Origin of the sequence: Parasphingorhabdus sp. (genome assembly GCF_041748495.1) — a bacterium.
Classification (GTDB): Bacteria; Pseudomonadota; Alphaproteobacteria; order Sphingomonadales; family Sphingomonadaceae; genus Parasphingorhabdus.
This window is the reverse complement of the sequence record NZ_JBGTDD010000018.1, coordinates 1-7,762: the sequence shown is the minus strand read 5'-3', so window position 1 is coordinate 7,762 and position 7,762 is coordinate 1. Positions and strand designations below refer to the sequence as shown.

6 protein-coding genes and 1 pseudogene are annotated in these 7,762 nt (G+C 59.8%); 3 read left to right on the top strand and 4 right to left on the bottom strand.

Annotated elements, in window-relative coordinates; translation table 11 throughout:
• Positions 1-356: 356 nt before the first annotated feature.
• The 4 genes from ACEW8J_RS01475 to ACEW8J_RS01460 all read right to left on the bottom strand — a co-directional run bounded on the left by ACEW8J_RS01475 (position 357) and on the right by ACEW8J_RS01460 (position 4,230).
• Positions 357-1,166, bottom strand: coding sequence for a TerC family protein (locus ACEW8J_RS01475; protein WP_373489852.1), 810 nt, complete (start codon positions 1,164-1,166; stop codon positions 357-359).
• A 295-nt stretch (positions 1,167-1,461) separates the two neighbouring features.
• Positions 1,462-2,502 (bottom strand): hypothetical protein, encoded by a 1,041-nt coding sequence (locus ACEW8J_RS01470; RefSeq protein ID WP_373489851.1) that lies wholly within the window; start codon positions 2,500-2,502, stop codon positions 1,462-1,464.
• Between the two features lie 68 nt (positions 2,503-2,570).
• Positions 2,571-2,879 carry a PadR family transcriptional regulator gene (locus tag ACEW8J_RS01465; protein WP_373489850.1) on the bottom strand — a complete coding sequence of 103 codons (309 nt, stop codon included), beginning with the start codon at positions 2,877-2,879 and terminating at the stop codon, positions 2,571-2,573.
• Between the two features lie 1,009 nt (positions 2,880-3,888).
• Complete coding sequence (locus ACEW8J_RS01460; RefSeq protein WP_373489849.1) at positions 3,889-4,230, bottom strand: hypothetical protein; 342 nt, start codon at positions 4,228-4,230, stop codon at positions 3,889-3,891.
• 335 nt (positions 4,231-4,565) lie between these two features.
• Here ACEW8J_RS01460 and ACEW8J_RS01455 point away from each other — a divergent pair, with 335 nt between their 5' ends.
• The 3 genes and pseudogenes from ACEW8J_RS01455 to ACEW8J_RS01445 all read left to right on the top strand — a co-directional run.
• Positions 4,566-5,843 carry an RsmB/NOP family class I SAM-dependent RNA methyltransferase gene (locus ACEW8J_RS01455; RefSeq protein ID WP_373489848.1) on the top strand — a complete coding sequence of 426 codons (1,278 nt, stop codon included), beginning with the start codon at positions 4,566-4,568 and terminating at the stop codon, positions 5,841-5,843.
• A gap of 120 nt (positions 5,844-5,963) precedes the next feature.
• Positions 5,964-6,626: a ribulose-phosphate 3-epimerase gene (gene rpe / locus ACEW8J_RS01450; RefSeq protein ID WP_373489847.1), complete on the top strand. Its 663-nt coding sequence runs from the start codon at positions 5,964-5,966 to the stop codon at positions 6,624-6,626.
• A pseudogene (locus ACEW8J_RS01445) lies at positions 6,623-7,762 on the top strand (heparinase); the annotation flags it as partial. The gene rpe and the pseudogene ACEW8J_RS01445, both read left to right, overlap by 4 nt.

The following is a 7,762-nucleotide window of genomic DNA, read 5'->3' as shown; positions in this document are numbered from 1 at the left end:
CACAGCCGGTTGAGCGCGCGGCGTTCCAGCCGGGCGATCATATTGTCCTGAATGCGCTCGATTGGGGCGGCGCTTCGGTTATCGGTAGGATCGGTTTTCATTCAATATTTCTCTGGCCCACGCCTTGTCCTGCAAGCATTTGCTCATGCTCGGATATCAGACGGATTTTGTGATCTCGGGGGAATTTTGACCAGCAGATTATCCGGCAAGCAGGTCATAAGATTACAGCGCAACCAGTCCGATATTCTCGTTCAAATAACTGAGACGATCGCCTCACCATCCGGCCGTTATAGCCGGAAACCTTGGCATATCAATCAAAACGGAAGCCAGACCGATCGCCGAGACCCCATGATGGGTCAGCCCGCCGTGACGCTGCTCATCCCTTTCAGCCTTCGATTGCGCTGAATTATGTTGAGCATCTCCACCGCCAGCGAGAAGCCCATGGCTGCATAAATATAGCCTTTCGGTACGTGAAAGCCCAAGCCATCCGCGATCAGCACAAGGCCGATCATCACCAGAAAGGCGAGCGCCAGCATCACCAGTGTCGGGTTTTTCTCAATGAATTTGGAAAGCGGGTCTGCTGCCACCATCATCACGCCGACGGTGAAGACGACCGCCGCCACCATGATCGGGATATCGTCCGTCATGCCGACCGCAGTCAGAATAGAATCAATGGAAAAGACAAGGTCAATCGCAATGATTTGCACGATGACGGTACCAAAGGTGGCGACCGCGGCCTTTGCCATTCCGGGCGTCTTGTCGAGCAATCCACCGGAATTGTCTTCCGGCTCCATCGTGTGGTGAATTTCGTTGGTCGCCTTCCAGAGGAGGAACAGCCCGCCCGCCAGCAAAATGAGATCGCGGCCGGAGAAAGCCGTTTCGAAGCTCGCCTTGCCATATTCGTTTGGCGCCCCTTGCAGGCCGAGATCGAACAGGGGTGTCTGCAGGGTCACAATCCAGCCGATCAACATGAGGAGGCCGATCCGCATGACAAGCGCCAGCGCAAGTCCGATCTGCCTCGCCTTGGCTTGTTGGTGTACGGGCAGCTTGTTAGAGAGAATCGCGATGAAGATGAGATTGTCGACGCCGAGAACGATCTCGAGAGCGATAAGCGTCAGCAACGCGAGCCATGCGGCAGGGTCAGACAGAAGTGCTATGATTTCCATGAAGCGCCTGTTGCTGATCGGTGAACCAAAAACAAGCGGCTACATTTCAATATGGTATATTTACGGTCCCGCCCGATGACACCAGCATTTGCACAAGCGATGGCCGATTGTGGCAGGCAATGCCGATGTCGGCAGGACCGGTCCTGGCGCTCTTGCAATATGGCGTCTCGTCCTTTGTCGAGGACCACTTTCCCAACCCCAAGCGGCCCGGTCCAGATCGATGATCGCAACGCGGCCGGGACGGAGCCTGACGTCCTATCCGGTTGGCGCCTGTCCCGGCCATGCTGGCCATTGCTCACATCGCGAACGAAGCGGCATTGTTCCGGACTGGCGGGATCGTGTCATCCTTTTCGGACGGAGCGATTGGGGCATCGCCGCTTGTGGCGTACCCCTGTGGTCCGGGGTGCAGGAATATGAGACTGAGGAAATAGCCGATAATCGCACTGGCCCCATATCCGACTATCGGCGTCGGATAGGCCCCGATGGCGGCTGCGGCGATCAGCGTCAGCCAGCAAGCGGCGAACACATATTGCGGAACAGTACGCTGGGCTTTTGGGACAAAGAATATCGGGCAGACCAGCAACAGACATCCGGTCCACAGCGTCAGTCCGAGCCACAGGCTGCTATCAAAAGCCGACCATAAGATGAGATCGACAAAGGGCACCGCCGGCAGCCGGTCGGGCAGCAGCAAGGTGGCCGCAAAAGCCAGGGCACAGAATAGCGCCGCGCCGAATGTCAGCCGGTTTGGTCGCATCATGCCGACAACAGCGACCGCGCCAAAAAGCATGGCCGCCATCGCCCGGTCCGGCTGAACCGCCATGGCAAACCCGGCGACCAGGACCGCCAATATGGTGCGAAGATTCTGGATTCGGGCAAAACAGATCGCGATCAGCGGCAGCAGCATAAGGCTGGTCTGGATGAAAAACGGTCCGATCAGCAGCCACCGCTTGGCATCCGCGATGGCATAGCCAAAGATCGCGGTGCCCAATAGAAGGAACGCTCCGATCAAAGCGGTCGCGGCCACGGCGGAATCGGCCGCCCGGCCCGCCCATCTCAGGGAGAGGGCCAGCAAAAAGCCGACCAGGATCGCTCCGCTATTGACGATCAGCATGGACAGCGGCGCGCCGGACACAAGCAGATAGGCCAGCCCGATCAAACCGGCCAGAACACCCGTGGCGAATGTCAAGATCACGAACCTGTCTGTCACAATGCTGCTCCCTGTGCTTGCGGACAAGATGTTGCGTTCAATACGAAAGCGGCAGCAGGCGATCAGGCAGCCCCATGCAAAGGCGAGGGCGTCCCGGCAGCTTTCGATCACCGACATTTCTGCTGCCATGGCCTGCGCCCAGCTTTGGCGATGACCAGGTGCCAACCAAAGGATCAGCTGTTCCAAAATGGGGCGCATCATATCGGTTTCGCCAGCAAAGGGTGATGGGAAACGCGCCGGTCGTCGCTCAGCAGGCCTTTCGCCAGAACGCGTCCGGCTTCGGTCAGGCTGTAAATATGGCGCGGCGGACGGCCTTCGACGCTTGCCTCCTGCCAGCGTGAAGCCAGCATCGCCTGATCTTCCAGTCTGGCCAGCATCGGATAAAGCGTGCCGGGTCCGATCCCGGTGATCTGCATGATCTCGTAGCCGTGCAGGCTTTCCGGTGCGTCGAGCAGGGCCAGCAAGGCCAGTCTCGTCGCCTTTGATGGTGCCCTTGGTTTCCGCATGATTCGTATATCGATATATATCGACTTGTTGTCAATGGGCTTGCTCCCGGCAGGTGGAATCATGATTTTTGTCTCCAGTCGCCCTGTACGTTGGATGAGGAAGATTTGGTGCTCTGCAATACGGCGATGCAGAAGCTTCCGTCCGACTATGCGGACGGGCTACACAACGGCATGTCTATCGAGACAGGCTGAGCGCAGGGACTGGTTACGGGTCGGCAATCGAAAGCCAGGCTTCCGGCACAATTCGGGCCGAAGCTGCCTGAATGGTACTAGGGCCGCGTCAAGCGGCCGGGAACGGCAATTATTGGGTGGAAAGCGGACATTCGATGACCCGAGGGCCAGCTAAGGACTATACGATACTTCAGCAGTGTGATAACCGGCCCCCTGTGAGACACCTGTGGCGCAAGGCCTACCATCTGCGTTGACGCGCCTGTAGCCGGAGTTGGTCGAGTCGGATCGAACGGGTTCGCTTTCGGTAATTTCGCCGCCTTGCGCATCGCACCCTTTATGGCAAGTCGCGCCGCCGCAGCGAACCTTTGAGACTCGGGCACCACGAGAGCCAAGGCGTGCACGCATACGAGCGATGCGCTCTTCAGTTGTCTCACTCTGGCGTTGCCCACGAGCGTCGTCGGTCCGGGTGAGATCCGTCGCCTCGATCACGTGACTGTCGTTGGCCGGCGTTACAGCGGTCAGCGCGCTCAATATTAGGGATAATGCCTCTATCATCGCGGTTAAGATAAAGGAGATTCATTAAGTCGATGTTCGAAACTATCATTAACGGGGGTTTAATTTCGGTTCAGTCTCATCGTCAGTTTCTGGGTCGCTAGCAGCTAGTCTGCTTATGGTCTCCGTTTGATGCGAGGCCGTCGTTCACTAGGGGGCCCAAGCTTGTGACAGGACTGTTCCGGACAGTGGACATTGGCGTCATTCGTATTTTGCCGGGTCAATTATAAAGAAAGACTGCATCGCCCAAGCGTGATCCCCAAGATACTACTTTTAGGCAAGGATATCAGCGAATTTCAGGACGAATCCACGTCAGTTGCGGGTTTTTGACGCACCATTCCAGCAAATCCAGTTCTTCAGGAGACGCGACCCGTGCGGATTTGAATCTCACGACCGTTTTGTCCCCAAGGTCATAAGCAGACAACCGCGAACCATCCCGATCGATATATAATGAACCCGAGCGATCATATCCTCGACGGAATATATATTCATATTCTGAGAATATCTGGCGACGATTGCCAGACTTCAAACATTTCTCTATTTCGGCGCGGGCGAAGCTGGATTCCTGTTCAAACCTCGTTTGCGTCGCTTTTGTCGATTTTTCGTGCGCGATAGCTAGCCATGACAATATACCGAGCCCGGCGGTGCTGAAGACGACAACGATCGTCGCGGTGAACCTGTTCATTGTCTCTCCCTACCGACGGTCTGTATGCCAACCCATCGCGCGATTCAACTTTGACTTCAGCTTTTGCGCTCATTGATTTTGGATAAGCGCGAACGCCTGCGATGGGGCCGCAGACGGCCCTGCCGGCAAACGGCCAGCAATGTCCGCCTGTCCCCGCCATATCAAACCCGATCCAAAAGCTTGATCGAAATGCGGGAGCGTCTATGCGGTCTGGCAGCGCGAGCCATCCGGTTTGCGCATGGCCCGGCTTTGCCGGCCAAGCCAGTGCGGAATTGAACATGAACGAACCCAGTAACAAGATCCCCGGCCTTGCTTCGCGCCAGTCTGCCATCCGTCTGCTCGACGCCGTCTGCCGGCGCGGCGAGACGCTGGATCAGGCTATGCCGGCCGCGACCGGAAAATTGTCCAATCCTTCGGACAAGGCGCTGGCCCATAATATCGCCGCCAATGTGCTGCGCTGGATGAGCGCGCTCGACGCGATGATCGACAGCGCCACCCGCAACCGGCTGGCCGACGATGCCAAGCCGCGGATGGCGCTGCGGATCGCGTTGGCGCAGGTGCTGATCCTCGATACGCCGCAACATGCGGCGATTTCGACCGCTTTGCCGTTGGTCCACGGCGGACCGCGGCGGCTGGTGCACGGCGTCTTCTCGACCGTCATGCGGGGCATCGAATCGGGCGAACTGAAGCTGCCCGACTTTCCCGAAATTCCCGGTGAAACGCTCGACCGCTGGACCCATGTCTGGGGCGAGGATGTTGCCCATGCCGCCAGCCACGCCTGGGCGAAGCCCGCGCCGCTCGACCTCAGCTTCCGGTCCGAGACTGTTGGCGAGCTCGAAGGGGTCCAGCTGGCACCGAAGCATCTGCGGATGGTTCCAGATCTTCCCGTCACCGAACGGGCCGGCTTTGATGAAGGCCATTTCTGGGTCCAGGATCTCGCCGCGTCGATACCCGCGCGGCTGTTCGGAGAGGGCAAGGGCCGGACGATATTGGATCTCTGCGCTGCACCCGGCGGCAAGACCATGCAACTGGCCAGCGCCGGGTGGAAAGTGATCTCGGTCGACAATAATGCCAAAAGAATGGAACGCTTTCAGGACAATCTCCGGCGCACCGGCCTGCAGGCGGAAGAAGTCATTGCCGATCTGATGGACTGGGAACCGGCGGAGCCCGCCGATGCCATCCTGCTCGACGCCCCGTGCAGCGCCACCGGCATCTACCGGCGGCATCCCGATGTGCTGCATTGTATCGGATCGCGCCAGATTGCGGATCGCGCCGAAGGACAGCGCGCCTTGCTCGACCGGATCGCGCCCTGGGTGAAGCCCGGCGGTATTTTGGTCTACGCCGTCTGCTCGCTGGAACCCGAGGAAGGCGAGGAGCAGATCGAGGCATTTCTCGAGCGCCACCAGCAGTTTGCTATCCATCCGGTCCTTCCCGCAGAGCTGCCAACGGGTATATTGCCGACCGAAAATGGCTGCATCCGCACGCTGCCCAATACGCTAGCGGACCAGGGCCATGTCGACGGATTTTTCATCGCCCGCCTGATCCACAAAAGCTGATCCTCTACATATTGTGAACCTGTCCCCAATCTGTCCACAAGGGACTGTGGAAAGAGCGGAATCGCGCCTTGCCTGGCCGGGCCAAAAATTCTAGGGCCGGAAACAGTTTAAGGAAGCGCCATGTCCGACAGCATTCGTATCGCCCCGTCCATTCTCTCCGCCGACTTCGCCCGCTTGGGTGAAGAGGTGCAGGCCATCGACCAAGCCGGCTGCGACTGGATCCACGTTGACGTCATGGACGGCCATTTCGTTCCCAATATCACCATCGGCCCGGCGGTGGTCAAGGCGCTGCGCCCGCACAGTGCGAAGCCGTTCGATGTCCATCTGATGATCTCCCCGGTCGACCAATATCTCGAGGCTTTCGCCGACGCCGGTGCCGATATCATCTCCTTCCACCCGGAAGCAGGCCCGCATCCGCACCGCACGGTGCAGACGATCCACGCGCTCGGCAAGCAGGCCGGGCTGGTGCTCAATCCGGCGACGCCGCTCGACATACTCGATTATCTGATCGAGGACCTCGATCTCATATTGGTGATGAGCGTCAATCCCGGCTTCGGCGGGCAGAGCTTCATCGACAGCCAGCTGCGCAAGATCGAGGCGATCCGCTCGCGGATCACCGCCAGCGGCAAGGATATCCGGCTCGAGGTCGATGGCGGCATCGATCTCAAGACCGCGCCCAAGGCCATCGCGGCGGGTGCCGATACTCTGGTCGCCGGAACCGCCACCTTCCGCGGCGGGCCCGATCATTATGCTGCCAATATCAGCGGCCTGAGGGGTGAATGACGTCCGACAGATCTGACCGGCTGGATCTCGGCGATCGCCACCCGGACGAGGCGGCCATCCATGACGAAAATGCCTTTGGCGAGAATATTGGTGACGAAACGCCCCGCGACCGGAATGTCCGAGACGAGGCGGAGAGCGCGGACGAAGGCCGCAGCCTGACCCTGCGCCATGACCGCGACCGCGGCCAGTCGCTCGCCGAACAGGTGACGATGCTCTATTACCGGATGACCTGGCGGATGCCGATGCACCGGCTGCGTCTGTCGGGCAAATTGCCGCTGCGGCTGCTCGCCGTGCCGGTTGATCCGGTCGAGGGTGACCGGGTGCAGGGCATGGCGGTCCGTGCCGGCTATTTCCTGTTTCGCGGCCTCAAGAAAAAGCATGACAATATCGATTTTGCCGCTCTCAAGCTGCCGCCGCAATTCGAGGATTATGTCCATCGCTTCCAGTGGCTGCGCGATCTTGATACGGCGGCGTCGCGCGATCAGGCGGTGCCGGTGGCGGAAAAACTGATCAGCCAGTGGCTCGATGCCAATGGCGGAGTCATTCGCCAGCCGGCCTGGCGACCCGACAATTGCGGCTGGCGGCTGCTGATCTGGGCCAGCCATGCGCCGCTGATCCTGTCCTCGCGCGATCTCATCTACCGGTCGAAGCTGCTCAACCATATCGCCCGCACCGCCCGTCATCTTGACCGGACCGCCGACAAGGCGGAATCCAGTCTCGGCCGGCTGGTGGCGTGGAGCGGCGTGGTCGCAGCCTCGCTGCTGCTGCCCGAGGGCCGCGTCCGCCAGATCGTTGGCGAAGCGGGTCTGGAAAAGGCGATGGGCGAATTTTTCTTCGCCGACGGCGGCTCGGTCTCCCGCTCGCCGCTCAGCCAGATCGACGCGGTGATCCTGCTGTCGATGCTGAAACAGGTCTATCTCGCTCGCCAGCTGGATGCACCGGAATTTCTCGAGGAAGCACTCAATCAGGCGGTACCGCCGCTGACCGCGCTGACCCATTTCGATGGCACAATGGGCAATTGGCAGGGAAGCGGCGCGACATCGGCAGAGCAGGTCGCGCAGGTGGTCGAGGCCAGCGGCGTGCGTGCGCGGCCGCTCCGGCAAGCGCGCGAATGGGGCTATCAGCGCGTGTCCTCC

What these genes read in the sequence shown, in the direction of transcription:
- ACEW8J_RS01475 (WP_373489852.1), bottom strand. Translation starts at nt 1,166, where the DNA reads ATGGAAATCATAGCACTTCTGTCTGACCCTGCCGCATGGCTCGCGTTG.
- ACEW8J_RS01470 (WP_373489851.1), bottom strand. Translation starts at nt 2,502, where the DNA reads ATGGCAGCAGAAATGTCGGTGATCGAAAGCTGCCGGGACGCCCTCGCC.
- ACEW8J_RS01465 (WP_373489850.1), bottom strand. Translation starts at nt 2,879, where the DNA reads ATGCGGAAACCAAGGGCACCATCAAAGGCGACGAGACTGGCCTTGCTG.
- ACEW8J_RS01455 (WP_373489848.1), top strand. Translation starts at nt 4,566, where the DNA reads ATGAACGAACCCAGTAACAAGATCCCCGGCCTTGCTTCGCGCCAGTCT.
- rpe (WP_373489847.1), top strand. Translation starts at nt 5,964, where the DNA reads ATGTCCGACAGCATTCGTATCGCCCCGTCCATTCTCTCCGCCGACTTC.